General features: G+C 72.9%; 20 protein-coding genes. 5 read left to right on the top strand and 15 right to left on the bottom strand.

Going from position 1 to position 24069, the window contains the following annotated elements:
* The first annotated feature begins 22 nt into the window (after positions 1-22).
* From CRYAR_RS08940 to CRYAR_RS08925, 4 genes are all read left to right on the top strand, one after another.
* Positions 23-1993: a SpoIIE family protein phosphatase gene (locus tag CRYAR_RS08940; RefSeq protein ID WP_035849779.1), complete on the top strand. Its 1971-nt coding sequence runs from the start codon at positions 23-25 to the stop codon at positions 1991-1993.
* A 56-nt stretch (positions 1994-2049) separates the two neighbouring features.
* Complete coding sequence (locus CRYAR_RS08935) at positions 2050-2505, top strand: hypothetical protein (RefSeq protein ID WP_035849778.1); 456 nt, start codon at positions 2050-2052, stop codon at positions 2503-2505.
* 66 nt (positions 2506-2571) lie between these two features.
* A complete protein-coding gene (gene secD, locus CRYAR_RS08930) occupies positions 2572-5037 on the top strand; it encodes a protein translocase subunit SecD (protein WP_035849775.1) in 2466 nt (821 codons plus the stop codon).
* Positions 5037-6290: a cation:proton antiporter gene (locus CRYAR_RS08925; protein WP_035849772.1), complete on the top strand. Its 1254-nt coding sequence runs from the start codon at positions 5037-5039 to the stop codon at positions 6288-6290. Before secD ends, CRYAR_RS08925 begins: the two co-directional genes overlap by 1 nt.
* 59 nt (positions 6291-6349) lie before the next feature.
* Here CRYAR_RS08925 and CRYAR_RS08920 read toward each other — a convergent pair whose 3' ends face one another.
* Positions 6350-7330, bottom strand: a complete 981-nt coding sequence (locus CRYAR_RS08920; RefSeq protein ID WP_035849770.1) for a pirin family protein — start codon at positions 7328-7330, stop codon at positions 6350-6352.
* 69 nt (positions 7331-7399) lie between these two features.
* Between CRYAR_RS08920 and CRYAR_RS08915 the strand changes: the two genes are divergently transcribed.
* Positions 7400-7954, top strand: a complete 555-nt coding sequence (locus CRYAR_RS08915; protein WP_084700265.1) for a VanZ family protein — start codon at positions 7400-7402, stop codon at positions 7952-7954.
* Here the strand turns inward: CRYAR_RS08915 and CRYAR_RS42880 are convergent.
* The 14 genes from CRYAR_RS42880 to CRYAR_RS08845 all read right to left on the bottom strand — a co-directional run bounded on the left by CRYAR_RS42880 (position 7943) and on the right by CRYAR_RS08845 (position 23819).
* Complete coding sequence (locus CRYAR_RS42880) at positions 7943-10210, bottom strand: bifunctional diguanylate cyclase/phosphohydrolase (RefSeq protein ID WP_051569948.1); 2268 nt, start codon at positions 10208-10210, stop codon at positions 7943-7945. The genes CRYAR_RS08915 and CRYAR_RS42880 overlap by 12 nt on opposite strands.
* A gap of 323 nt (positions 10211-10533) precedes the next feature.
* Positions 10534-11514, bottom strand: coding sequence for an ROK family protein (locus CRYAR_RS08905; protein WP_035849768.1), 981 nt, complete (start codon positions 11512-11514; stop codon positions 10534-10536).
* A gap of 104 nt (positions 11515-11618) precedes the next feature.
* Positions 11619-12008, bottom strand: a complete 390-nt coding sequence (locus CRYAR_RS08900; protein WP_035849764.1) for a PPOX class F420-dependent oxidoreductase — start codon at positions 12006-12008, stop codon at positions 11619-11621.
* A gap of 34 nt (positions 12009-12042) precedes the next feature.
* Positions 12043-12846, bottom strand: coding sequence for a hypothetical protein (locus tag CRYAR_RS49475; RefSeq protein ID WP_035849762.1), 804 nt, complete (start codon positions 12844-12846; stop codon positions 12043-12045).
* 2509 nt (positions 12847-15355) lie between these two features.
* Positions 15356-15754 carry a hypothetical protein gene (locus CRYAR_RS08890; RefSeq protein WP_211247348.1) on the bottom strand — a complete coding sequence of 133 codons (399 nt, stop codon included), beginning with the start codon at positions 15752-15754 and terminating at the stop codon, positions 15356-15358.
* Positions 15751-16182, bottom strand: a complete 432-nt coding sequence (locus CRYAR_RS08885; RefSeq protein ID WP_035849759.1) for a TadE family protein — start codon at positions 16180-16182, stop codon at positions 15751-15753. Before CRYAR_RS08885 ends, CRYAR_RS08890 begins: the two co-directional genes overlap by 4 nt.
* Entirely contained in the window at positions 16179-16538 is a 360-nt protein-coding gene (locus CRYAR_RS08880) for a TadE family protein (protein WP_211247347.1), read from the bottom strand. The genes CRYAR_RS08885 and CRYAR_RS08880 overlap by 4 nt, the downstream gene beginning before the upstream one ends.
* 72 nt (positions 16539-16610) lie before the next feature.
* Positions 16611-16787 (bottom strand): hypothetical protein, encoded by a 177-nt coding sequence (locus CRYAR_RS47965; protein WP_169745014.1) that lies wholly within the window; start codon positions 16785-16787, stop codon positions 16611-16613.
* A gap of 9 nt (positions 16788-16796) precedes the next feature.
* Positions 16797-17651: a type II secretion system F family protein gene (locus tag CRYAR_RS08875; RefSeq protein WP_425389389.1), complete on the bottom strand. Its 855-nt coding sequence runs from the start codon at positions 17649-17651 to the stop codon at positions 16797-16799.
* Positions 17651-18547, bottom strand: coding sequence for a type II secretion system F family protein (locus tag CRYAR_RS08870; RefSeq protein ID WP_035849753.1), 897 nt, complete (start codon positions 18545-18547; stop codon positions 17651-17653). Before CRYAR_RS08870 ends, CRYAR_RS08875 begins: the two co-directional genes overlap by 1 nt.
* On the bottom strand, positions 18544-20049 hold the full coding sequence (locus CRYAR_RS08865) for a TadA family conjugal transfer-associated ATPase (RefSeq protein WP_084700261.1): 1506 nt from the start codon (positions 20047-20049) through the stop codon (positions 18544-18546). The genes CRYAR_RS08870 and CRYAR_RS08865 overlap by 4 nt, the downstream gene beginning before the upstream one ends.
* A 1687-nt stretch (positions 20050-21736) precedes the next feature.
* Complete coding sequence (locus CRYAR_RS08855; RefSeq protein ID WP_035849749.1) at positions 21737-22555, bottom strand: CpaE/TadZ family protein; 819 nt, start codon at positions 22553-22555, stop codon at positions 21737-21739.
* Entirely contained in the window at positions 22555-23220 is a 666-nt protein-coding gene (locus tag CRYAR_RS08850; RefSeq protein WP_035849747.1) for an SAF domain-containing protein, read from the bottom strand. The genes CRYAR_RS08855 and CRYAR_RS08850 overlap by 1 nt, the downstream gene beginning before the upstream one ends.
* Positions 23217-23819: a hypothetical protein gene (locus tag CRYAR_RS08845; RefSeq protein WP_051569947.1), complete on the bottom strand. Its 603-nt coding sequence runs from the start codon at positions 23817-23819 to the stop codon at positions 23217-23219. Before CRYAR_RS08845 ends, CRYAR_RS08850 begins: the two co-directional genes overlap by 4 nt.
* Between the last annotated feature and the right edge of the window lie 250 nt (positions 23820-24069).

Here is a 24069-nt window from a genome sequence, read left to right as displayed (position 1 = left end):
CTTCGCGGACGGAGCGACAGGGGTGAAGCGCGCTAGGCGGGCCCTGCTGCGGCGCACGGTGCAGGGCCGACGACGGATCTGGATCGCCGGTCGCAGCCGGTGGCCGGTCGCTGCTCTGCTGCCGTGCGCCGCCGGTGTGGTCATCCTCGGCACGCCCACCGGCGACGTGATGCCGGCGTTCCTGCTCCTGTTCGCGGTGATCGGCGCGACGGTGATCGGAGGCCGGGGGCCCGGCGTGCTCGCGGCCGTCGTCGCCACGGCCGCGCTCGCCACCACGTTCGTGGTGCGGGAGGCGACGCCGCAGCCGGACGGCCGGTGGGCGTGGGCGGTGGTCTTCCTCGGGCTGACCGTCGCGGCGGTGGCGTGGGTCGACAACCTGTTGAGCGACGCCGCCCGCCGCGCCACCGCGCTCCTGGGCCCGCTGGTGGAGGCGGCTCCGGCGGGCATCGCGCTGCTCGATCGGGACCTGCGGTTCGTGCAGGCGAACTCGGCCCTGGCCGGGCTGACGGGGCGTCCGGCCGCCGAGCACCTCGGCCGGTCGCTCACCGACGTGCTGCGTGACGCGCCGGACGAGCTGGTCGCGCGGCTGCGTGCGGTGGTCACGTCCGGTGCGGTGGTACGCCACGAACCGCTGGAGGCCACGGCGCGGTCGGGCCCGGCGCATCAACTCATGGTCGACGCGTTCCCGGTCCGGCTGCCCGGCGACGCCGAGGGTGTGATCACCGGCGTCGGGGTGGTGCTCACCGACGTCACCGAACGCAATCGGCTCGAGCAGCTCGAACGCGAGGCCGAACAGCTCCAGGTCACCGCCAGGGTCACGCACCGGCTGCTGGAGTCGCAGCGCATCGCGCAGCTGGCCGGCTTCGAGATCAGCCTCTCCGAACCCCGGTACGTGTGGTCGGCGGAACTGTGCGCGCTGATGGGGCGGGACGCACCGCCGGCCACCGACGAGGACGCCGTCGCGCACATCCACCCCGACGAGCTCGAGCGGGTGCTCGCCGTGCAGAGCCGGGCGCTGGCCACGGGTCGGCCGTTCACGCTCGAAACCCGGATGGTCCGCACCGACGGCGCGGTCCGTGAGGTGCTCGTGCACGCCGAGGCCGTCCGCGCCGACGACGATCCGGACGCCGCCGTCGTCGGGCTCTGGGGGGTCGCTCAGGACGTGACCGACGCCAAAGCCGCCGAGGACGAGCTGGAGGCGACCCAGGGCGAGCTGGTCGCCGCCCAGCGGGACGTCGCCGACGCCCGCGAGGAGATCGAGGCCGAGCGGCTGCTGCTGGAGCTGTTCCAGCGCGCGATGCTGCCGGCCGAACTGCCGGACGTGCCCGGCGGGGACATGAAGGCCGACTACCTCGCGGTGGCCGACCGAATCGACATCGGCGGTGACTGGTACGACGCGTTCGGGCTGCCCGACGGCCGGATCGCGCTGTCTATCGGTGACGTCGTCGGGCACGACCAGCAGGCCGCGGCGATCATGGGGCAGGTCAGGGCGGTCAACCGCGGTTACATGCTCGAACACCCGGACCCGGGTTCGGTGCTCAGCCGGCTCAACCGGCTGATGGTGGTCGCGTACCCGAGCGGGACGCTCGTCAGCGCCGTGGTCTTCCTGTACGACCCGGGCACCGGCCAGCTCGACTGGTCCAACGCCGGGCACCCGTTCCCGCTGCTGGCGGTGCCCGAGGTGAGCGTGTTGAAGAGCGCGGATCCCATCCTCGGCGCGTCGGTCGGCCGCACCTACTCCACCCACACGGTGATGATGCCCGAGGGCAGCACGCTGCTGTCGTACACCGACGGGCTGATCGAACGGCGCAACACCGACCTCGACCGGGGTCAGGAGAAGCTGATCGGAATGCTGTCGCGGATCGTCGCGGGCGGCGCCGCCGTGTCGGCCCAGACGGTGATCGACCAGGTCACCGTCGGTATGACGGCGGCGGAAACCCTGGAGGACGACGTGTGCGTGCTGGCGCTCCAGCGTCACGTGGACACCGATTGACCGATTCCTCACGTAAGGTGGGGACACCGCCAGCTGTGAGAGGACGCCCTCGACCGATGACGCACGCCCCGCGACCGCTTCGTCGTGCGCGGCGGGCCGGAGCCCGGTTCGCGCTGGCGCTGTGTGCGGCGGTGCTCGCGGCGGTCGGGTTGGGCGGCGCGGCCGCACCCGCGTTCGGCGCGGCTCCCGGGGCGGCGAACAGCGGCAGTTCGGTCGGGTACGGCGCGACGCCGACGCCCGCGACCGCGCGTGCCGTGGGGCACGGGGCGGTCAGCGGGGCGGCGAACCGGGTCCGCCCGAACAATCCGCCCGAGAACTCGAAGCCCGTCCAGGCGGCGGTGCACCGCGGCCAGACCGACGTGTTGCCGGTCGCGATCACCGACACCCGGCTCGGCCTGATCGAGCCGACCCTCCTCGCCGGTCGAACTCTGACCAGCGCACCCAGCCGGGCCCCACCGGCTCCGGCCGGCCTTCCCGACACCCGCGCCCCACCCTTCTCCGGACGACTCTGAGCCGTCCGGCCCGCGACGCCTGAGCTGCGCGCGCGCCGGTTCCCGCCCTCGTCCGAAGGACCATCCATGACACGCGCCACCCTGGCGCGCGCGGTTTTTGCGTGCGCCATCGTCGCCGTCTCGATCTACCTGACCGTCACGTCCAGCCCGCGGCTGGGGCTCGACCTGCGTGGCGGCACCCAGATCGTGCTGGAGACCAGCGACACCTCGACCACGAAAGCCGACGCCGAAGCCACCGACCGCACGGTGGAGGTGCTGCGCCGACGCATCGACGCGCTCGGCGTCACCGAACCCACGATCACCCGATCCGGCGAGAACCGGATCATCGTCGAACTCCCGGGCGTCCAGGACCCGGCCGAGGCCGCCGCGGTCATCGGCCGTACCGCCCAGCTCACCGTGCGCCCGGTGCTCGGGTTCGACGAATCCGCCGTCCCCACGCCCGGCGCCACGCCCGGCACCCCCAGCCCCGGCAGCACCAGCCCCGGCAGCACCACCGCGCCGAGTTCGCCGGCCGCGCCCAGCGGCAGCCCCACCCCGAGCCCGGCCACCCCGGGCACCGGCGCGCCGAGTGCCCCGGCGGCGACGCCGGACGTGAAGGCGCCCCCGGCCGATCCCGGGAAGGAGATCACGCTCCCCGACGACTCCGGGGTACCGCTGAAGCTCGGCGCCGCTGCCCTGACCGGCGAGGGCATCGCCAGCGCGGCGGCGAACTTCGACGCGACGAGCGGCCTCGGCTGGTTCGTCACCGTCGACTTCCGCGGCGCCGGCGAGCAGGCCTGGGAGACCGTCACCGGCAAGGCCGCGTGCTCGCCGTCCGGTGACCCCACCCGCCGCGTCGCGATCGTGCTCGACCAGGAGATCGTCTCCGCACCCCAGGTCGGCGAGGACGTGCGCTGCAACGTCGGCATCACCGGCGGCTCCACCCAGATCACCGGTCAGTTCTCCAAGGCCGAGGCCAACGACCTGGCCCTGCTGGTCAAGGCCGGCGCCCTCCCGGTTCCGGTCGAGACCGTCGAACAGCGCACGGTCGGCCCGACGCTCGGCGCCACCGCGATCCGCGCGAGCGCCGAGGCCGCCGTCCTCGGCGTCGCGCTGACCATCGGCTTCCTGCTGCTGGTCTACCGGCTCTCCGGGCTCGTCGCCGCGATCGCGCTGGCCGGCTACGGCGCGCTCTCCTACGGCGCGCTCACCGCGCTCGGCGCGACGCTGACGCTCCCGGGCCTCGCGGGCTTCGTCCTCGCGATCGGGATGGCGATCGACGGGTGCGTGCTGATCTTCGAGCGCTCACGGGAGGATTTCGCCGGCGGAGTGTCCAAGCGGGGACTGCCGGCCGCGGTGAGCAGCGGCTTCAAGAACGCGTTCTCGGCGATCGCCGACTCGAACATCACCACGCTCCTCGCCGCCGGGCTGCTGTTCTTCCTGGCGTCGGGGCCGGTCCGTGGATTCGGCGTGACGTTGTCGCTCGGTGTGCTCGCCTCCATGGTCAGCGCGCTGCTGTTCACCCGCGTGCTGATGGAGCTGCTCGTCTCGTCGAAATGGGTCAGGCAGCACCCGAGCTGGACGGGACTGTCCGGACCGGGCCGGGTGCAGCGGTGGATCACCAGTCGCAATTTCAACCTGATGCGGCACCGGAAGGTGTTCCTGTCGGTCTCGGCCGTCCTGGTCGTGCTCGCGTTCGCGGGGATCGGGATTCGCGGGCTGAACCTCGGCGTCGAATTCACCGGCGGCCGGTTGATGGAGTACACGACGACACAGTCGATAGCGATCGGCGACGCGCGTCAGGCCGTCGCGGAAGCGGGTTTCCCGCGTGCGGTGGTCGTCGAGTCCGGCGATTCCGACGTCAGCGTGCGTACCGAGAAGATCACCGACGACGAGGAGCAGTCGATCCGCACCGCGCTCGCCGACGCGTCCGGCGGATCAGTGGAGCGCATCCGTGACGAGCAGATCGGGCCGTCACTCGGCGACGAACTGCGGACCAAGGCCCTGATCGGGCTGGCCGTGGCACTGCTCGCGCAAGCCGCGTATCTCGTGCTGCGATTCCGGTGGACGTTCGCGATCTCCTCGGTGCTCGCGCTGCTGCACGACGTCGTCATCGTGGTGGGTTTGTTCGCGTGGCTCGGAAAGAGCCTGGACGGTGTGTTCCTCGCGGCGCTGCTCACGGTCATCGGCTATTCGGTGAACGACTCCGTGGTCATTTTCGACCGGGTGCGGGAGCGCTGGCGCGGCGCCAACCGCAAGACGCCGTTCGCGGACGTGGCCAACGAGGCCGTGCTGCAGACCGTGCCCCGCACCGTGAACACCGGTCTCGGTGCGCTGTTCATTCTCGGCTCGCTGGCGTTCCTGGGTGGTGACTCGCTCACCGACTTCGCGATCGCGCTGCTGGCCGGTGTGGTCGTCGGCACGCTGTCGTCGGCGGTGACCGCCACGCCGCTCGCGGTGGTGCTGGAGAAGCGGTGGCCGGGACGCATTCGCGGAAACAATTCGTCCGCGAAGAAGCAGCCGGTGAAGGCCGGGTCCGGCGCGGTGGTCTGATGCACATCGGAGAGATCCTGCTCGCGCTCGGCGGCGCGTTCCTGGCCGCCGGGATCCTCGCCCGGCTCGGGGCCAAGATCGGCCTGCCGACGATTCCGCTGTTCATCCTGGCCGGGGTTCTGCTCGGCCCGCACACACCCGGGCTCGCGCTCGTTTCCGACCCGAGTTATTTCGAGCTGCTGTCCAAACTCGGCCTGGTGTTCCTGCTCTTCTATCTGGGGCTGGAATTCCACCTGGACGACCTGATCAACGGCGGGCGCCGGCTCGTCGCGGCCGGGATCGGGTATCTGGTGCTGAACATCGGCGGCGGCCTGGCGTTCGGGTTCGCGCTGGGCTGGGGAACGCGTGAGGCGTTCGTGCTGGCCGGCGTCGTCGGTATTTCGTCGTCGGCGATCGTGTCCAAACTGCTCATCGAACTCGGCCGGCTACGCAATCCGGAGTCGCGGCTGATCCTCGGCATCATCGTGGTCGAGGACGTGTTTCTGGCTTTCTACCTGGCGGCGCTGCAGCCCGTTCTGGGCGACGCCGCGAGCCTGGGCGCGGCGTTCGTGGAGTTCGGGATCGCGTTCGTGTTCCTCGTCGTGCTGTTCGGGCTGGCCCGGTGGGGCTCGCGGCTGGTTTCGCGTCTGCTCGACGTCCGTGCCGACGAGCTGCTCGTCGTGATGTTCGTGGGGCTCGCGGTCGTGGTCGCGGGGGCCGCCGAGGAGCTCGGTGTGTCCGACGCGATCGGCGCGTTCATGATCGGCCTGGTGATCGGGTCGACGCCGCACGCCGAGCGCGTCACCACGCTGGTGCACCCGTTGCGTGACGCGTTCGCCGCGATCTTCTTCTTCACGTTCGGGTTGACGATCGATCCCGGCGACGTGGTGTCGGTGGCGGGGCCGATCGCGATCGCGGTGGTGCTCACGATCGTGCTGAACGCGATCGCCGGGCTCGGAGCGGCGCGGCTGTACGGGTTCGACCGGCGGGCCGGCACGAACGTGGCCGTCACCGTGCTGACCCGGGGCGAGTTCTCGATCGTGCTGGGCACGCTGGCGATCGGCGCGGGGCTCGACGCCAGGGTGGCGGCGTTCGCGGCCGGGTACGTGCTGGTGCTGGCGATCATCGGGCCGCTGGCGGTGGTGCGGACGGAGTGGTTGTCGCGCCTCGTCCCGGTCCGAGTCCTCCCGGCCGCGGAGGGACCGGCTCCGGACGATCGCGCCGGGGCCGATCCCACCGCGGCGGCCGAGGACGCGGCTAGCGCTTCTCGGTAGGTGGACGGCGCGGGGCCCGGATCGCCTGGTGCGATCCGGGCCCCGTGGCCTGCGGTGGGTTACTCCGTCTCGCCGGAGACGTCGCCGTGGGCGGCGGGGATGCTGCCGAGGCGACCGGCGCGGAAGTCCTCGAAGGCCTGCACGACCTCGGCCCTGGTGTTCATCACGAACGGCCCGGACATCGCGACCGGCTCCCGGATCGGCTGACCGCCGAGCAGCACGACGTCGAGGTTCGGGTGCCGCGAGTCCTGCTTCGCGTCGGCGGTGAGGGTGATCGAGTCGCCGTCCTCGAGCACCGCGAGCTGCCCGGTGCGGATCGGGCGCTGCTTGGCCCCGACCGTGCCGTCGCCACCGAGCACGTACACCAGCGCGTTGAAGTCCGGCCGCCACGGCACGGTGACCGCCGCACCCGGGCTCAGCGTCGCGTGCACGATCGTGATCGGCGTATGGGTGCTGCCGGGCCCCGCGTGCCCGTCGAGTTCACCGGCGATCACCCGCAGCAGCGCACCGCCGTCGTCGCTGCTGAGCAGCGCGACCTTGTTACCACGAATGTCCTGGTACCGCGGCGGCGCGAACTTCAGCGTGCGGGGCAGGTTCACCCACAGCTGCAGCCCGTGGAACAACCCCCCGCTGGCTACGATGTGTTCCGGGGGCGTTTCGATGTGCAGGATGCCCCCACCAGCGGTCATCCACTGCGTGTCGCCGTTGGTGATCAGCCCGCCGCCGCCGTTCGAGTCCTGGTGGGCCATCTCGCCGTCGATCATGTACGTGACGGTCTCGAACCCCCGGTGCGGGTGCCACGGCGTGCCTTTCGGCTCACCGGCGCCGTATTCGACCTCACCCATCTGGTCCATGTGGATGAACGGGTCGAGCGCGCGGAGGTCCACCCCGGCGAAGGCCCGCCGGACCGGGAAACCTTCACCCTCGTAGCCCTGCGGTGCGGTGGTCACGCTCGTGACGAGTCGCGGGCGGTCTGCGGCGGGGTCGATCGGCGCGATCCTCGGCAGGACCAGCGGGTTCTCGACGGTGACTGCGGGCATCGGGAGCCTCCCTCGGTTGTTTCCCACCTTCAATCTAGATGACGTGTCAACCATTCCCGCTGTGGCACGATGCGACGCGTGATCGGGTCGGCCTGGGGTGGCGTCGTGGCCGTGGCTCTCCTCGCGCTGATCCCGGCGGCCGGGGCGGTCGTCGCGCTCGCGCGGTGGCGGGGCGGGCCGCACCGGTGGCAGCACTCGTTCGCCGAGGTGGGGATGGTGGTGGGCACCGCACCCTGGCTGTGGATGATCCTGACGCCGCGCGGCTCGGGACGGTCGGTCGAGGCCGTGCCGCTGGTCGGGCTGATCGACCAGCTGGGTGGTGCGCCGGCGGTCGCGGTCGAGCAGATCGGCGGCAACCTGCTGGTGTTCGCGGCGTTCGGCGCCTGCGCGCCTTTGCGATGGCCGCTCCGGGTGCGGACGGTGGCCGCCCTGGCCGGCGCGGCTTCGGTGGTGGTGGAGCTCACGCAGTACGCACTGTCGATCGGCCGCGTGACGAGCGTCGACGACGTCCTGCTCAATACGGCCGGCGCCACTTCCGCCGCTCTCGGCGTCCGCGTAGCGCTCGTGCTTGTGAAGCGCCGCCAGGCGCGCGTAGTTGCTCGGACCTGGAGCTCACAGAGGTAGCGGGTCGTCGATCAGGTCCTGGTCCAGGAGGGCAAGGAAGGCGTCGACGACTATCGGGTCGAACTGGGTGCCGCGGGCGCGTTCGATCTCGTCGCGGGCCGCGCGGGTGTTCAGGGCCGGTGCGTAGGGACGGTCGACGCGCATCGCCGCCCAGCTGTCGCAGACCGCGATGATCCGCGCGCCGAGCGGGATGTCCTCACCTTTGATGCCCTCCGGATACCCGAGCCCGTCCCACCGCTCGTGGTGAGCCGCGACCAGCGGGGCGAGCGCCGCGTGCCCGCCGACCCCGCGCAGCAGCCGCGCCCCTTCCTCGGGGTGACAGCGCAGCGCTCCCCATTCGGCGTCGGTGAGCGGATCGGTCTTGCGCAGGATCGCCGCGCCGACGCCGAACTTCCCGATGTCGTGCAACCGCCCGGCCGCGACGACCTGACGCAACTCGATGTGGTCGAGCGCGAGGTACCCGCCGACCAGCAGGCACCAGCGCGCCACCGCGGTGCTGTGCTCGTGGTCGCTGAGCACCCGATCGACCCGGTCGGCGAGCCAGGCCAGCTCGGGCGGGACGTCGACGTCGTCGGCGAGCGTCCGGCGATCGGCCCGCCCGGCCACGACGACGCGGTCACCGCCCCGTTCGTTGGCGTCGTTGAGGGCCCGGTCGGCGTCGCGCACCAGCCGGTCCATGTCGAGCATCGGCTCGTCGTCGTCCTCGGCCAGCGCCGTCTGCCCGGTGGCGGTGGCGACGCCGAACGAGGCGGTCACGGCCACCGACGCGCCGCTCCCGACGACGATCGACGTCCGTCGCAGCGCCTGCCGGAACCGCTCCGCGACCTCCATCGCCGCTTCCTCGTCGGTCTGCGGCAACAGACAGGCGAACTCTTCGACGCCGTAGCGGGCCAGCACGTCGCCGGGGCGGGCGGCGATCCGGAGCCGGTCGGCGACCTGCACCAGCACCGTGTCACCGGCGGCCCAGTCGTGCTGCTCGCCGATGCCGGCGAACGAGTCGAGGCGGACGAGGATCAGCGCGGCCCGCCCGTTGCCGTGCAGCGCCCGCCGCGCCTCCACACCCAGCAGCGCCTGGAAGAACGGACGGTTGTAGAGGCCGGTGAGCCCGTCGGTGACCGCGGTGCGCCGCTGCTCCTGGAGCGCCTCGTCGAGTTCTTTGGCGAGGCGGGTGCGTTCGCGCGTCGTCAGCGCCTGCCGCGCGAGCAGACCGGCGAGAACCAACGCGGTGACGCCGAGCCAGACCGTGTCGACCTTCTGGTTGCGGATCTGGTCCACACCGACGAGCAGCGCGACGACGAGCCCGGAGATGAGGACCGCACCGAAGGCGCGATCGTGGTCGAACCGTTCGACGGGTGGTTCCACGTCCGGATGCCGGATGGCGGCCACACCTCCGAGGGTGAGGAAGACGGCCTGCGCCTGCCAACCGAGGTTCAGCGGGCTCGTGTCGCTGAACGAGTTGCCGGCGTCGGCGAACGCGTAGCCGGCGTCGGCGACGATGCCGATCCCGAACCCGACGAGCGTGAGCAGGATCGAACACGGGACACCGCGGTGCCCGGACAGGCCGGCGCCGATCAGCGCGAGGACGAAGAGCAGGCCGACGGCGGGGTACGCGAGGTCGACGAGGACGTCGGGGTTCACCGGATCGGAGCCGCTGAGCAGACGCCACCCGATCGAACCGACGGCGAGGACGACCAGGGCCGCGTCGAGAAGGGCTCGCGCGCGCCAGAGCCTCCTGGTCTCCACGAAACCGATCCACGCGGCCGGCACCAGCGCGGCGTAGGAAACCGTGTAGGCGACGTCGGACAGCGGTATCGACTTGTCCGTGTCGACGGCCGCGGCGAGCCGGTCGTCGGAGAGCCACACGCCCCAGACGCTCCAGATCACCTCACCGATCAGCCAGCAGACGTGGGAGACGGCGAGCCAGGCCCAGATCCTCCGCAGCCGGCCGCTGCTGGCCCGGACGGCGAACACCCCGGCGACCGCGGCCGCGCCGATCGGTAACAAGTAGAGCGCGTCGGTGACCAGCGGCGCGGCCCACGAATCGGAGGCGAACACGGCAAGCACCTGGTAGACGACGAGCCAGACCAAACCGCAGGCGGCGGACGCCCGGCACAGCTCGTCGCGGCAGACCGCCCGGCGGTGGGCGGAGAACGCGGCGGCACGCCGCCGGGCCTCTTCCCGATCCTCGGCAGCACCGGGGAGCGCGCCGTCATGGTTGACCGCACGTTTGTTGCCGGAGCCTGGCGAGAAAGTCACGACTTCCCGAGCGTTACGGCGGAAATGCCCTGACGGCAGCGACGCGCATCGACGCGACCGTCGAGAACGGACTGTCGTCCGCGAGAGCACCCGAACACGGCTACACCATGGCAGATGCGCGGGCATCCGTACCGCCCCGTAGAGCCCCCAAATCCGCTCTGCGACGAAGTGCCCCCGACCTGAGGGCCTAATGGGGGACATGGAGGCACCATTCGGTCGTACCCGAGCGGACTAGGAAGCCGGTCGTCGGACCGAATCGGACGGTGGGGCGGCTTGTCTCCGGCGGCGTCTCAGCGCCGGGTGCGGGCGAGACCGGCGGCGTCTCAGCGCCGGGTGCGGGCGAGGTCGGCGGCGCCGATCAAGCCGGCGTCGGAGCCTAGGCGTGCGGGTTCGATGCTGGCCTCCTGCCGGTACCCACGGCCCGGGAGGCTGCGCCGGAACTCGTCGCGCGCGGGTTCGAGCAGCAGTTCGAGGCTTTCGCTGTCGGGCGGTGCGGCCACGCCGGCCAGCGCCGCGACCAGTCCCCCGCCGATCACCACGCGGCCCGGATCGAGCACCGAGGCCACCGTGGCGATCCCGGTCCCGAGCCAGCGTCCCAGCTTCTCCACCATCTCGACGGCGGTCGGATCGCCCTCCCGCGCCGCCGCCACCACTACCCGGTAGCCGATCTCGTCGGCGTCCCCGCCGCTCTTCGCCAGCAGCGGCTCGACGCTACCGGCCCCGGACTTCGCGAGCTGCCGGGCCTCCCGCGCCAGCGCCGCCCCGGACGCGTACATCTGCCAGCACCCCCGGTTCCCGCAGCCGCAGAGCAGGCCCCCGGGCACGACCGGAATGTGCCCGTACTCCGCCGCGACCCCGAACCGGCCGCGGTACGGACGCCCGTCGACCACGAACCCGCCGCCGAGCCCGGTACCGATCACGCAGCTGACCAGGCTGGTCTCCCCCACCCCGGCGCCGAAGCGGATCTCGGCCCAGGCCGCCGCGCTGCCGGAGTTCTCGACCGCGACCGGTATCGCGAGCGACCGCTCGAGCTCGGCCCCGATCGGCAGGTCGGCCCAGCCGGCCAGCGACGAGAACAGCACCGTCGAGCGGTCCCGGTCCACGAAGCCCGCGACTCCCAGGCCGACCGCCGTGAGCGTGTAACCGCCCCGAAAGGCATTCACCAACGCCTGGACGCAGGGCACCAGATCGGCGGGGCGCGGCGGAGTGGGCACGGTCTGGCGGATCAGCACCCGGCCCTCGGGGTCGACCAGGCCGGCCGCGATGCGGGCTCCGCCGACGTCGACTCCAACGACCAGACCCATGCGTCTCCCTCGTTCGCGCCGTCACCCGCCACCTTCACGGGTTCACCCGGCGGCGGCCACCCGGACACGCCGGGGTGGTTCCAGCATGCCGAACGCGCGGCCCGTCAGACCCGGCGGGACCCTCTCTGCTCGCCGAGGCCCCAACTCAGGATCCAGCGCGGATGGATGCGGATGATCTCGCCGCTGACGTACGAGTTCGCGGGCGGCTGACCGGTGAGCGCCTCGGCGTCGCCTCGGATCTCGACGCCCCGGACCCGCCACGGGTGCACCGACGCGATGTCGTCCACCACGAACGCGACCCCGCTGTTGTGCCGCAGGTTCCGGAACTTCCGGCTCGCACCCATGTCGTAACCGCTGATGTCGATCGCACCGGTGTCGTCGTCGACCGTGAACGCGACCGGGTTGTTCTGCGGCCGGCCGTCGGCGTCCACCGTCGCCAGCCGGCCGAGTCGTTGGCCGGCCAGGTACTCGCGTTCCGCGTCGTCAAAGATCATGCCGACGATCGTGCATGCTGAAGCTCGCTTGAGGTCAAGGGTGCTTCGGGACGAGCGCGGAGTCGACGAACAGCTCGGCGAGGCTCCCCAGCCGCGAGGGCGAGAGTCGCGCCGCGAGCAGCTCCGGTTCGCGGAAGCCGAGGAACGCCGCCGACATCGCGCCCTCCCCGGTGATGTCGAGTGGCCATCGCCCGAGATCACCCCGGATCGACGCGACCACACCGACCCCGCACCGGCCGGTGGTGGCCAGTTCGGCGTCCAACTCGCCGAGTGCGATCGTTTCCTCCAGGTCGGGGTCGGCCGCGAGCAGCACGGTCGGCACCCACTCGTCGTCCTCGGCGTCGTCTTTCGCGGCGTGACGACCCGGAACGTCGGGCTCCACCCCCAGCGCCTGCGACACCCGGCGACGCATCCGACTGATCCCGTCGGCGATGCTGGCGACCGGCTCGATCCGGCCGTCGCCGATCATCGCGAGGTTGTCGGCCTGCTCCCGGTCGAGGCCGGCGACGAGGATCTCCAGGTCGTCGCTCCACGGGTTGCCCGCGAGCTCGGCACCGACGTGCCGGAGCAGGTCGTCCGCGCGCCAGGTGTCGCCGGTGAGCGTGACGACCCCGAGCCGCTCGACGTCGAGCAGCAGTGAGCTCGACCCGCGGCTGCCGACGGTGACGAGCATCGGGAGCGGCGCGGGGATGCCGGCGGGGTCGGGGAGTTCGGCGTCGGCCGGGAGTTCCCAGGACAGCTCGCCGCCGGTCCAGGGGGCGGGCGGGTTCGGGCACGGCCGGTCGAGAACGAGCCGGACGACACCGCGCCCGACCCACGCGCCGACGACGTCGGGCATCGCGTCGGCGTCGCGGTCGGCCAGGGCCGTGGAGAGGGCGCGGAGGGCGGCGTCGAGGCGCTGGTTGGCGTCGGGCTCGGCGGCGGGTGGAGGTGCGAGCGAGGTGCGCGGCCGGGGCGGCGCGGCGACGAACCCGTCGCGGGCGATCGTGGGGATGGTCTTGGGGGTTCCTTTGGGGGTGGTGGTGGCTCTGGTGCCGCGGTGGCGGCGGTGGCGGCCGACGACGGCTTCCTGGCGTCGGGTGCGGGCGAGGAGGAGCGCGGCGAGGAGGCCGGCTCCGGCGAGCGGGACGCCGATGGGCAGGAGGGGGGAGAGCTCCTCGCTGTGCGAGGTGGGTTGGGTTCGAGTGGCGTCGTCGTCTTGGGGGACACCACCGGGTGCCGGGGTGAGGGAGCTGGCGTCGGGCCTGGGTTTGGTGGGGGCTGGATTGGTGAGGGCTGGATTGGTTGGGGCGGGTTGGGCTGGTGCCGACTTGCCCGGGGCGGGTGTGCTCGCGGCTGGTGTGCGGGGGGCTGGCGCGCTCGGTTTGGACGGGGCGGGGTTGGACGGGGCGGGGTTGGACGGGGCGGGGTTGGACGGGGCGGGGTTGGACGGGGCGGGGTTGGACGGGGCGGCTGTGCCTGGTGCGCCCTCGCCGGGCCCGGGCAGACCTGGCCGCTGCGGATTCGGCGTGGTTGTGCTCGACGCGCCGGGTCCAGGCGTGGGCGCGGACGGCGCAGGTGTCCCGGGAGCAGGTGTACGCGGAGCGGGGGCACTGGGCGCCGCCGTACCCGGCGCACCCGGTCCGGGGGCAGGCCTGGACGGCGCGGGTGTGCCGGGAGCAGGCGTACGCGGAGCGGGAGCACTGGGCGCCGCCGTACCCGGTGCACCCGGTCCGGGGGCAGGCCTGGACGGCGCACCTGCACTGGGCGCAGGCGCAGACGGTGCGGTCGGCGCAGCCGTACCCGGTGCCCCCTGCCCCGGCGCCCGGGTACGCGGTGCCGGCGCGGTCGGCGCGGAGCCGCCCGGCGCAGAGTTACCCGGCGCAGAGTTACCCGGCGCAGAGTTACCCGGCGCAGAGTTACCCGGCGCGGGAGCAGACGGAGCCGGGCTGGCCGGGCCCGGACCACGCGGGGCCGGAGTCGAAGGGGCCGGGACAGGTTTGCCCGGGGTCGGGGCCGGGTTTCCCGGAGCCGGCACGCCCGGAGCCGGCGCACCCGGAGCCGGCGCACCCGGAGCCGGGTCCGCGGGGGCGGCGGCCTCGACTCGGCCGGTGGCGTGGGCGTCGGAGCCTCGGTCGTGTACGCCGGGAGGTAGCTGGACCCGCTGTCCGGGACGGATCTCGTCCGGATCCGCGAGCCCACTGCCGGTAGCGAGCTCCGGATACCGATCCGGATCGCCGAGGAACCGCTCGGCCACGTCGGACAACTGATCGCCGGGCGCCACCACGTAGCTGTCCCCCGCCTTCTGCACCGGTCCGGCCGCGTACTGCGACGCACCCCGGTCGCGTGCCTCGGCCGGCAACACGATCCGCAGCCCCGGCCGGATCAGGTCCGCATCCGACAATCCACTCGCACCGGCCAGTTCGGGGTACCGATCCGGATCGCCGAGGAACCGAGCGGCCACGTCGGCCAGCCGGTCCCCCGGCGCGACGACGTACGTGCTCCCCCCGGCCGCAACGGGTCGAACCGCACTCCCCGGCCCTCCACCGTTCTCCCCCACGAACACCACGGTTCGCACTGGCAACGGTGGCACCGCCTCTCCACCTCCGGGCGACTCCCCCGAGGCAACGGGTGCGGCGACACCCCACGCCCTCTCCTCCGGCCGAGGAGCACTGCTCCGGTCAGCCGAGGCGACGTCCCGTGGGGAGGCATCGCGGAGACCGGTTCCGCTCGATGCATCGCCCGTGTCGCGCGGAGCCGCCGATGACCAAGGAGCGGTCCCGGCGTAACTGCTCGCCACCGGAGCGGCCCCGCCCGGAGGGCTCGCCACCGGAGCGGCGCCCACCGGTGAGGCCCCCACCGGCGCGGCGGCCACCGGAGCGACCCCGACCGGAGCAGTCGCCACCGACACGGCCCCCGCCGACATCGGCACCGTCGCCGCACCGGCAACCGCCGACGAGCTCCCGATCAGCGCCACCGCCGCGATCAGCGTCGCCGCGATCCGTTGTTGTGTCCGCAGTCCCGGTAACCGGGGCGCGGGCCGGCGCCGTACCGCCGCGGGCACCTCCACCAGCACCGACAGTGCGAACGTGGCCCATCCCGCCCAGCCCACCACAGCCAGCGCGCGCAGGAACAGCGTCCCGTCGTCGGGTGACGTCAGTGCCTGACCGGCCTCGGTCAGCGACGGCACGTGGTCGGGCAGCGGGTTCCCGCCGAGCACCGCGAGCAACACCGGCACGCCGACGAGTGCCCCGGCCAGCACGGCCAGCGCCACCAGCCCGGACATCACCTGCCGCGCCCGGCTGGGGCCGCTCGCCCGACCAGGACGCCGGGCCGTGGACGTGGAGCTCATCGACGCCTCCTGGGATTCACTCGGTGCGCAGGACAGCCGTGGCCCGGCCGGTGACCTGGATCGTGTTGATCCCGATCAGGCTGAGCATCGCGGTGTCCCGCGTGATCGTGACTTCGACGGTGACGGACTTCCCGTCCTCGCCCACCACGGCCGTGCCCGGCACACCGGCGGCCGCGAGGTACTCCCGCGCGGCCTGGCCGGCCAGCTCGGGATCGAGCTGCTTCTCGCCGCCCGGGATCGCCGTGCCACCGTCGATGCCCTGCCCGGCGGCGCGGGCCGCTTCGGCGGCGACGTTGTCCGCACGCTGCATCGCGCGTAGCCGTGCCCCGCCGTCGGCGACCATTCCGATCAGAATCAGCACCCCGGCGAGCGCGATCGCCAGGAAGACGCTCACCCTCCCCCGGTCGTCGCTCACGATCGGCTCCGGTACACGTCGAGCGGGCTGGTGAAGGTGGCCGACACAGTCCGGTTGCCGGGCATGCCGGGGATCGCGATGTCGGAGAACGCCACCGAGCAGGACACGGTCGCGGTGACGGCGGCCGCCTGCCCGACCGGGCGGGCGAACTGGCTGGTGTCGACCGTGATCGTCACCGGATCGCAGTGCAGCCCCTGCGCGTCGAGGACGCTCTTCGCTGCGTCGTTCCCCCGGTTCTGAGCGGTGTCCGCGGTCCGCGAGATCGACGCCGCGCGGGCCGCGTCGTGGGCCGCGCCTTCGATCGCGGTCTGGGCGACCGTCTGCCGGCCGATCACCGCCGCCACCGCGATCAGCAGCAGGAACGCCGGCACCAGGATCGCGAACTCCACCGCGATCGATCCGTGCTCGCCCTCCGGGCGGGTACTCACGGCGCCGCACCTCCGTCGTCGGTCGTGAAGCGCTCGACCTCACCGCGCGCCGTCTCCGTCACCGTGAAGCTGAAGCCCGGGATCAGCGAGATCGCCTCGCCGGTGACCGTCGTCGTCACCTGCTCGCCGTCGCGGCGCACGTCGACCTGACCGGCGTCGAGCCAGTCACCCGCCCGGGACAGGAAACGCTGACCGCGGTCCTCACCGGCGCCCGCGGGAGCCCCGGCCACGCGTTCGGCGGTCGCCGCCTCCTGCGCCGCGGAGAGCGCGACCGAACGCGCCATGAACACCGCCGCGACCTGGATCGACGCGAACAACGCCAGCAACACGGCCGGCGCCAGGATCGCCAGCTCCACCGGCGACGACCCCCGCTCCCCCCGGGGCCGCCCCCGTCCCACCCGGAGACGCCCCCGGACGCGACCGGCCATTTACGGAGCCGAGTTCATCGCGTTGTTGGCCTTCGTCGTGGCCCACGCCACCACCGCGGCCGCCAGCACCGCGAGCCCGGCGATGATGATCGACGTCGGCACCGGCCCGTCGCCGCGGTCACGGTCGCGCGTCAGCTCCTGCACCCGTAGACACAGCGTCACGTACAGCTTGATCATGCGACTCCCTCAGATACGGGTCATGAACGGATAGAGCACGAAGAGGACGAGCACGAACACCAGCGCCGCGCCCGGGATGTCGAGCCGGGACGTGATCGACTCGGCTCGCGCCAGGTCGGTGGTGCGGATCTGGTCGCGCAGCGAGTCGGCCTGCTCGCGCAGTGTGTGTTGCACCTGGGCACCTTCGGTGCCGGACGACTGCATGATCGCGCCGACGTCGCCCAGCTCGGCGACGCCGATCTCCTGGCTCATCAGGCGCAGCTCGGCCCACGGGAAGCGCATCTGCAGCTGCGCCCGCACCAGGGCCTCGCGGATCCGCTGGAAGACCCAGCCGTCGCACACCGTGGCGGCCTGCTCCAGCGCCTGCACCGGCCCGTGGGCGGCCGCGAGCTGCAGCGCGACCAGGTCCAGATAGGTGCACACGGCCCGGACGAACTCGGCGCGCGCGCTCGCGGCCTTTTCGACCACGTCCCGGTGGGCGACCACCACGAACAGGACCGCGAACACCAGCCCCGCCGCCACCGGGATCGCGACCGGCAGCCGGATACCCGCCGCGGCGAAGATGAACCCGGCGACGGGCGGCGTCGCGAGCCCGATCAGCGCCGAGAGCAGCAGCGACAGCAGGTACTGCTCCCGTGTCCGCCCGAGCAACGCCAGGTCACGCGAGGGAACGCGGATCCGGCGCGCCACTCCCGACAGCAACGACGGCGACGAGACCGGAGCGACGCTCGGCGAGGCATGCAGCCGACGCAGCGCGGGACCGAGCGCGGGCACGGCCGGCAGCGCCTCCCGTACCAGCAGGAACGCGCCGCCCCCGATGGCCGCGCCGCCGAGCACGGCGGCCGGTAACTGCCAGGCCGCGATCATGACTCGACCTCCGGGGACGCGGGCACCGACAGGAACCGGGGCGCCCGCGGCGGCAGGCTCATCGCACGCACCCACGCCAGCAGCGCGATGAAGACGCCGCCGAGCCCGGCCATCACGAGTTGCCCGGTGGTGGTGCCGTAAGGCGCCATGTAGTCCGGCCGGCTCGCCCCGTAGACCAGCACGAGCACGGTCAGACCGGTGAGGAAGCGAACCGCGAACCGGGGCTGCGTCCGCTTCGCCTCCACCTCGCGACGCGTCGCCACTTCGGCCGCCGCCGCGGACGCGATCGAGTTGAGGACGTCACCGAGGTGCTCGCCCCGGTCGGACAGGTGCAGGATCAGCGCGGCCACCACCTGGTCGCACACCGGGTCGGCGATCTCGTCGGCGAATCGGAGCATCGCGATCCGGCCGTTCCACCCGGCCTGCAGCCGAGCGGCGAGCGTGCTGATCTCCGTCGAGATGGCAGCGGGCGCGGTCGCGGTGGACGACACGATCGCCTGCTGCAACCCGACGCCGGTCGCGGAGATGTCCTTGAGCCGCCGCGCCCACTCGCCGACCGCTTCGATCCGCTGGATCGCCCGCTTCTCGCTGTTGCCCACCGTGAACAGCCACGGCACGCCGGGCACGGCCACCGCTGCCAGCAACCCGGCGATCGGCATCCGGGTGAACAGCCACCCGAGCACACCCGCGGCCAGCGAGCCGAGCAGCAAGGCCCGGCGGATCCGCCGGTCGTGCGCGTTCAGCCCCTCGCCGTTCCACACCCGCCTCCACCACAACACCGATGCCGACGTCGGGCGCGCCGGCCTCGCGGTGCCGATCAGTGCGAACACGCCGAGCACGACCCCGCCGACCACGAGCGCGCCGCCGATACCGGCGATCAGGCGCAGGTTCACACCATCACCCCCGCCGTGGTCGTCGGAACCCGGTTGAGCAGGCTGTCCAGTGGCTGACGCCACGCGCCGTGCCCGGCTTCGATCCAGCCGGCCAGCGCGCGGGCGTCGTACCCGACGCGCAGGAGTTGATCGCGGGTGCGGCCCGGCAGGTGTTTGGGGACGCCCCGGCCGTCCGCGCCCGGCCCGAACACGGTCGTGGTCGCGACACGGTCGCCGGAGACGCCGTCGATCTCCTCGATGTGCGAGACGAACCGGTGCTTGCGGCCACCGATCGGCGTCTCGTCCTGCACGGTGACGTAGACGACGAGGTCGAGCGCGTTGCCGGCCATGCGCCGGGCCAGCTCGACGGTCATGTCCTTGCCGTGCGAGAGCGAGAGCTCGATGATCCGCTCGGTGACCGCCTGTGGGGTACGGGCGTGGATCGTGCACATCGACCCGCGGCTGGTGGTCATCGCCTGCAGCATCGGCACGATCTCGCGGGAACGGACCTCGCCGACGATCACCCGCAGCACACCCAGGCGCAGCGACAGCGGGATCAGGTCGGCGATCGTCACCTCACCGGCCGGACGCCCCGAGAAGTCCCGCTCGCCGTGGCCCTCGCGGGCCTCGAAACTCATCGCCCAGGGATGCCGCGGAGAGGCGTGCAGGCCCAGTTCGCGCGACTCCTCGAGGACGACGAACGCCTCCTGCCGCGGGATCTCGGCCGCCAGCGCACGCAGCAGCGTCGTCTTTCCCGCCCCGGCCAGGCCCGCGACCATGATGTTCAGGCCCGCGCGCATCGCCGCGGACAGGAACTCGCCCATCAGCGGGTCGATCATCTCCGAGAGGTCACCGCGCCCGCCGGCCAGGTCCGGCAGCGTCACGTCCAACGTGGAGTGGCGCCGGATCACCGCGTAGGGGCGGTGCGAGACCTGGTAGACGGCGGCGAGGCGGGACCCGTCGGGGAGCTGGAGGTCCAGCACCGGGCGGGAGGTGGAGAGCGAGCGCTCGGTCGAACCGGCGCGGCGGGCCGCGGTCTGCAGGATCTCGACCATCTCGTCGTCGGACTCGGCGATCGGGTGGCCGGACTCCACCGCGCCGGAGCGGCGGGTGATGCGGACGCGGTCGCAGCCGAGGATGTGGACTTCCTCGATCGTCGGGTCGGCGAGCAGGGCCTGCAGACGCCCGAGGCCGACGAGGTCGGCGATCACCGCGTCGAGCAGGGCCCGTTCGTCGGCGGCTCCGAGGGGCACCCCCGCGCGCCGCTGGGCGTCGACCCACTCGACGACCTGCTGGCCGGCGACCCGGTCACGCTCACGACGACGGTCGTCCTCGGCGGCGTCGGGGTGGTTACGCAGCCACGTCGAGAGACGTTCGCTGATCTGACGCCCCAGCAACCGCACCGCGGCGTAGTCGACCGCGCTGATCGGGGCCGCGTGGCGAGGGCCACCTTGCAGGTGAGCCGGGGGCGGCGGCAGCCGCCGCGGCGAGGGTTCGATCACCGAGGGCGGCAGGAACACCACCTCGGACTCCCCCGGCCCGCCTCCGAGCCCCGGCCCACCCCCGAACCCCGTCCCGCTCCCCAACCCCGGCCCGCTCCCCAACCCCGGCGCGCTCCCAGCGGCCGGCGCGCCTCCGAACCCCGGTCCCCCTCCACTCCCGTGACCGCCTCCGACGTCAGCCGCACGCGCCGGGACTCGAGCGGGCCCGGCCTCCACCGCTCCACCCACCCGCGTCCCGCCCCCGCCGAACCAATCCCCCCGCGCCCCATCCCGGCCCGCCCCATCCCAGTCCGGCCCATCCCGGTGCGGCCCATCCCGGTGCGACCCATCCCGGTGCGGCCCATCCCGGTGCGGCCCATCCCGGTGCGGCCCATCCCGGTGCGGCCCATCCCGGTGCGACCCATCCGCGCGCGACCCATCGCCGCGCAGCCCATCCCCGCGGGGCGCATCGCCGCGCAGCCCATCCCCGCGCAGCCCATCGGCGTGTGGTGCGAGCGTGCCGGGCACCTCGCCCTCATGCGGCGGCGCGATTTCCGGGTTGGCTGCTTCCGGCGCACCGCGCGAGGCGGAGTCGCGGTCCACCCGAAAGGCTTCGGACGGACGGCGAGGCACCGGCGGCAGCGCCGAGCGCAACGCACTCGAAGGCATCCCCGTTGCCGAAGGCCCCGCCGGCGACGAGGGCGGCGAAGGCGATAGAGGTGGCGAGGACGACAGAGGTAACGAGGACGACAGCGGTGACAAGGGTGGCGAGGACGACAGCGGTGACGAGGGTGGCGAAGGCGACATGGGTGGTGAGGGCGGCGCCGGGAACCCCGCAGCCACCGACCCCACACGAGCCGCCCCCGCATACCCGACCGGCCCACTCACCGGCGATCCTCCCGCCGGTGGCCGACCCAACAACGATCCGTCCCACGGAGGCCCACCCAACGGCGGCCCGCTCTCCGCCTCACCTGAACCCGGCGCACTCAACGGCGATCCGGTCTCCGCCCCACCCGAACCCGGCCCACCTAAAGCGGGCCCACTTTCACCCGGACCACCCAATCCCGACCAACCCGAACCCGGCCCACGTACACCCGAACCCGGCCCACTTACACCTGGCTCGCCCAACCCCGGCTCACCTGAAAACAGCCCACTCGAACGCGACTCACCCGACCCCGGCCCACCTGAACGCAGCCCACCTGAACGCAGCCCACCCGAAACCGGCCCGCCCGAAACCGGCCCGCCCGAAACCGGCCCGCCCGAAACCGGCCCACCGAAGAACGGCTCACCTGAAAACGGCCCACCCGAACGCGGGCGGCCCGGCATAGATCCGCCGAACGCCGCCGCTCCCCCAGAAGCATCACCGGACCCCGGAGCACCACCAGACCCCGGAAGACCACCGGACACACCGGCATCCGGGTACTGCGAGCCACCGAACGGCGGCCTCTCCGAGGACGGCGGGAACACCGTGGTGCCGGGCGATACCCGCACCGGTCCACCGGAGACCGGCCTACCCTCCGACCCGCGAGAAGAGTCCGACCCACGACCAAATTCCGACCCACGACCAGACTCCGACCCACGACCAAATTCCGACCCACGACCAGACTCCGACCCACGACCGAAATCCGGCGGACGGGGAAAGCCGGTTGCCGGCGGCGGAGCGTCGTACTCCCCTATCGGCACCGCCAGCGGATCCACCGGCGCCGCACCCGACGAACCCTCATCGGCGTCAGCCACCCGTCCCCACCGCCCTCCGAACCGCCCGGCGTGGCACCTGCTCGCGGTGGTCCGCGATCAACGCGCGCACCCGCGTCTCCGCCCCGGCCGCCGCCCGCAGCAACGGGCGCGAGAAACGCACGTCCCCGCCGAACGCGAGCACGTCGGCGGTCCGCCGGTCGTCCGGCAACGTCGCCACCACGGGCGCGCCGAGCTGGTTCGACACCTCCGACGCCGAGTACGGTCCGGCCCCGGTCACCACCAGCCCGAGCGACGACAGGCTCGCCGTCCGCTCGTTGAGCTGGGCCCGGATCGCGGACAGCGTCGGCATCGCCGCCGACACCGAGGGCAGCGTCGGGCGCACGACGAGCAGCACGGCGTCGGCGGCCCAGAGCAGTGGCCACGGCGTGGCCGGTGCGGCCAGCCGGCCGCAGTCGACGATCACGTCGAACGAGGGGTCACTGAATTCCAACCGGGCGAAGAACCCGGCGAACCGGTTCCACAGCGGCGCCAACGTGCCGGACTGGGCCGGGTCGGTCAGCCCGGCCAGCAGCAGACGCTGCCGCGCGGGCGGCGCGAGGTCGACGAGCTGGGCCCAGAATTCGCTCTCCAGCCGGTCGTTGGCCCCGGAGTGACGCAGATCGGCCACGGCCAGCGGCATCAGGCCACGGCCACCGTCGATCTGGCCCTGCAGGTAACCGGCCAGCACCGATCCGCCGGACGGATCGCACTCGGCCAGTACCGTCCGCGCGGCCCAGGAGAACACGCAGGCCAGCCCGGCCGTCGTGACGCCCGGCGAGCCCTTCGCGGAGGCGAGCGCGATGAGCGCCATCACCGCGTCCCGGTGAGCACGACGCCCAGTCGCTCGGCCCCGGCCAACTCGACCACCCGCGCGGCGTCGCTCTCCGACACCGCGACGTAGACGACCGTGCGCTCCTGGTTCTCCCGCCGCGGCGAAGCACCGACGACGGTGGCCGTGAACACCTCCGGCGACGACGATTCCTCGGTCGACGAGGAGTTCGGCGCCGCCAGCGCCACCAGCCGCACCTTGTCGCCGGGCCGCAGCTGCGACGCCGGCATCTGTTCCGGTTTCAACCCGACGCCCACCTGCTGCTGGCCCGGCCCGACCAGCTCGGTGTCGGTGAGCTGGTCGGCGGTGAGCAGCGTGCCGGGCACCAGCGAGACCTTGGCCCGCTTGCCCACGACCGACCCGCGCTGCGACGCCGCCAGCGGAGTCAGCCCGGCGGCGCTGTTCACCTGGACGACCGCGAGGTCGGCCTCGGTGATCGTCGCGCCGGCCGCGACCGGACGTGCGACGGCCAGGAAGTCGCCCGTGCGGGTGGCGGCGTAGAACGCGAACGCCGCCAGCAACCCGCCGATCGCGACGAGCGCCACGGCGAGCCCGAGGTGCCCCGTGCGTACCCGCCGCTGGCCCACCACCCGGGGCGCCGGCACCGGCCCGGACGTGACCGGAGTCTGCGTCGCGGTGTGGCTCACTGCGTCACCACCTGTAGTTCGTCGATCCGGATCGTGGTCGTGGTCTGGCGGGTCTGCGGGATCTGGCCGGTCTGGCCGCCGCCGGTCCAGTCGACGACCCAGTTGGTCGTTCCGGTGACCTGGTACGTGCCGGCCCGCGAGTAGCGGTAGCCGCAGTTCGGGGAGGCCTTGTTGCCGTACGACGCGAGGTACGGCGTGCCCGGGTTGTCACAGACGACCTGTTTGCCGTCGCCCATGTTCCAGGTGATGCGGGTGGCGACGGCGGTGGCCGTGACCGTCAGACCGGGTACCGCGGCGGTGGCGGTGAACGGGCCCCACGTCTGCGGTGTCACCGCGGTCCAGAGCCAGACCGGCAGCCCCACCAGGCCGGAGCCGTCGGGGTTCGGGGCGATCCCGATCTGCGGGCCCTTGATCGGGATCTTCGCGAACTCGCGCAGCGCCACCTGCTGGGCGGTCTCGGCCTCGGGCGGCGGCCCTTCGGCGGGCGGGCAGAACGCGGGGTTGTTGCAGGCACGCTCGACCGGGCCGCGCGGCCCCGGGTTCTCCGGCGCCGGCGGGCGCGGCCGCGGACGTGTCCCCCCGGGCCGCTCGGCGCTCACCGAGCAGTCCTCACCCGGCGGGCACGTGGCCCCGCCGGACGGAGGAGGCTCGGCCGCCGCGGGTACACCGAAGGCCAAAGCCGCAACGAGCACGGCCAGAGCCAAACCCGCACGCATCGGAACGCCCCTCTCACCCCGGGTAAGTACGCCGCGTGACTCATAGCGCATCGTCACCACGGAAATACGCGGAGGATGGTTCAGCCCCGCCGATGACATTCTTGGCACCCGATCGACGAAGTGCGCAGTAGAC

The organism is Cryptosporangium arvum DSM 44712 (assembly GCF_000585375.1).
In the GTDB taxonomy this organism is placed as follows: Bacteria; Actinomycetota; Actinomycetes; order Mycobacteriales; family Cryptosporangiaceae; genus Cryptosporangium; species Cryptosporangium arvum.
Note: the sequence above shows the minus strand (reverse complement) of the source record. Positions and strands in the feature narration are given on the sequence as shown.

Bases quoted from the DNA above. Each gene is read 5' to 3' on its own strand.
- CRYAR_RS08935 (WP_035849778.1), top strand. From the start codon at position 2,050: ATGACGCACGCCCCGCGACCGCTTCGTCGTGCGCGGCGGGCCGGAGCC.
- secD (WP_035849775.1), top strand. From the start codon at position 2,572: ATGACACGCGCCACCCTGGCGCGCGCGGTTTTTGCGTGCGCCATCGTC.
- CRYAR_RS08925 (WP_035849772.1), top strand. From the start codon at position 5,037: ATGCACATCGGAGAGATCCTGCTCGCGCTCGGCGGCGCGTTCCTGGCC.
- CRYAR_RS08920 (WP_035849770.1), bottom strand. From the start codon at position 7,330: ATGCCCGCAGTCACCGTCGAGAACCCGCTGGTCCTGCCGAGGATCGCG.
- CRYAR_RS08915 (WP_084700265.1), top strand. From the start codon at position 7,400: ATGCGACGCGTGATCGGGTCGGCCTGGGGTGGCGTCGTGGCCGTGGCT.
- CRYAR_RS08905 (WP_035849768.1), bottom strand. From the start codon at position 11,514: ATGGGTCTGGTCGTTGGAGTCGACGTCGGCGGAGCCCGCATCGCGGCC.
- CRYAR_RS08900 (WP_035849764.1), bottom strand. From the start codon at position 12,008: ATGATCTTTGACGACGCGGAACGCGAGTACCTGGCCGGCCAACGACTC.
- CRYAR_RS49475 (WP_035849762.1), bottom strand. From the start codon at position 12,846: ATGCCCGACGTCGTCGGCGCGTGGGTCGGGCGCGGTGTCGTCCGGCTC.
- CRYAR_RS47965 (WP_169745014.1), bottom strand. From the start codon at position 16,787: ATGATCAAGCTGTACGTGACGCTGTGTCTACGGGTGCAGGAGCTGACG.
- CRYAR_RS08855 (WP_035849749.1), bottom strand. From the start codon at position 22,555: ATGGCGCTCATCGCGCTCGCCTCCGCGAAGGGCTCGCCGGGCGTCACG.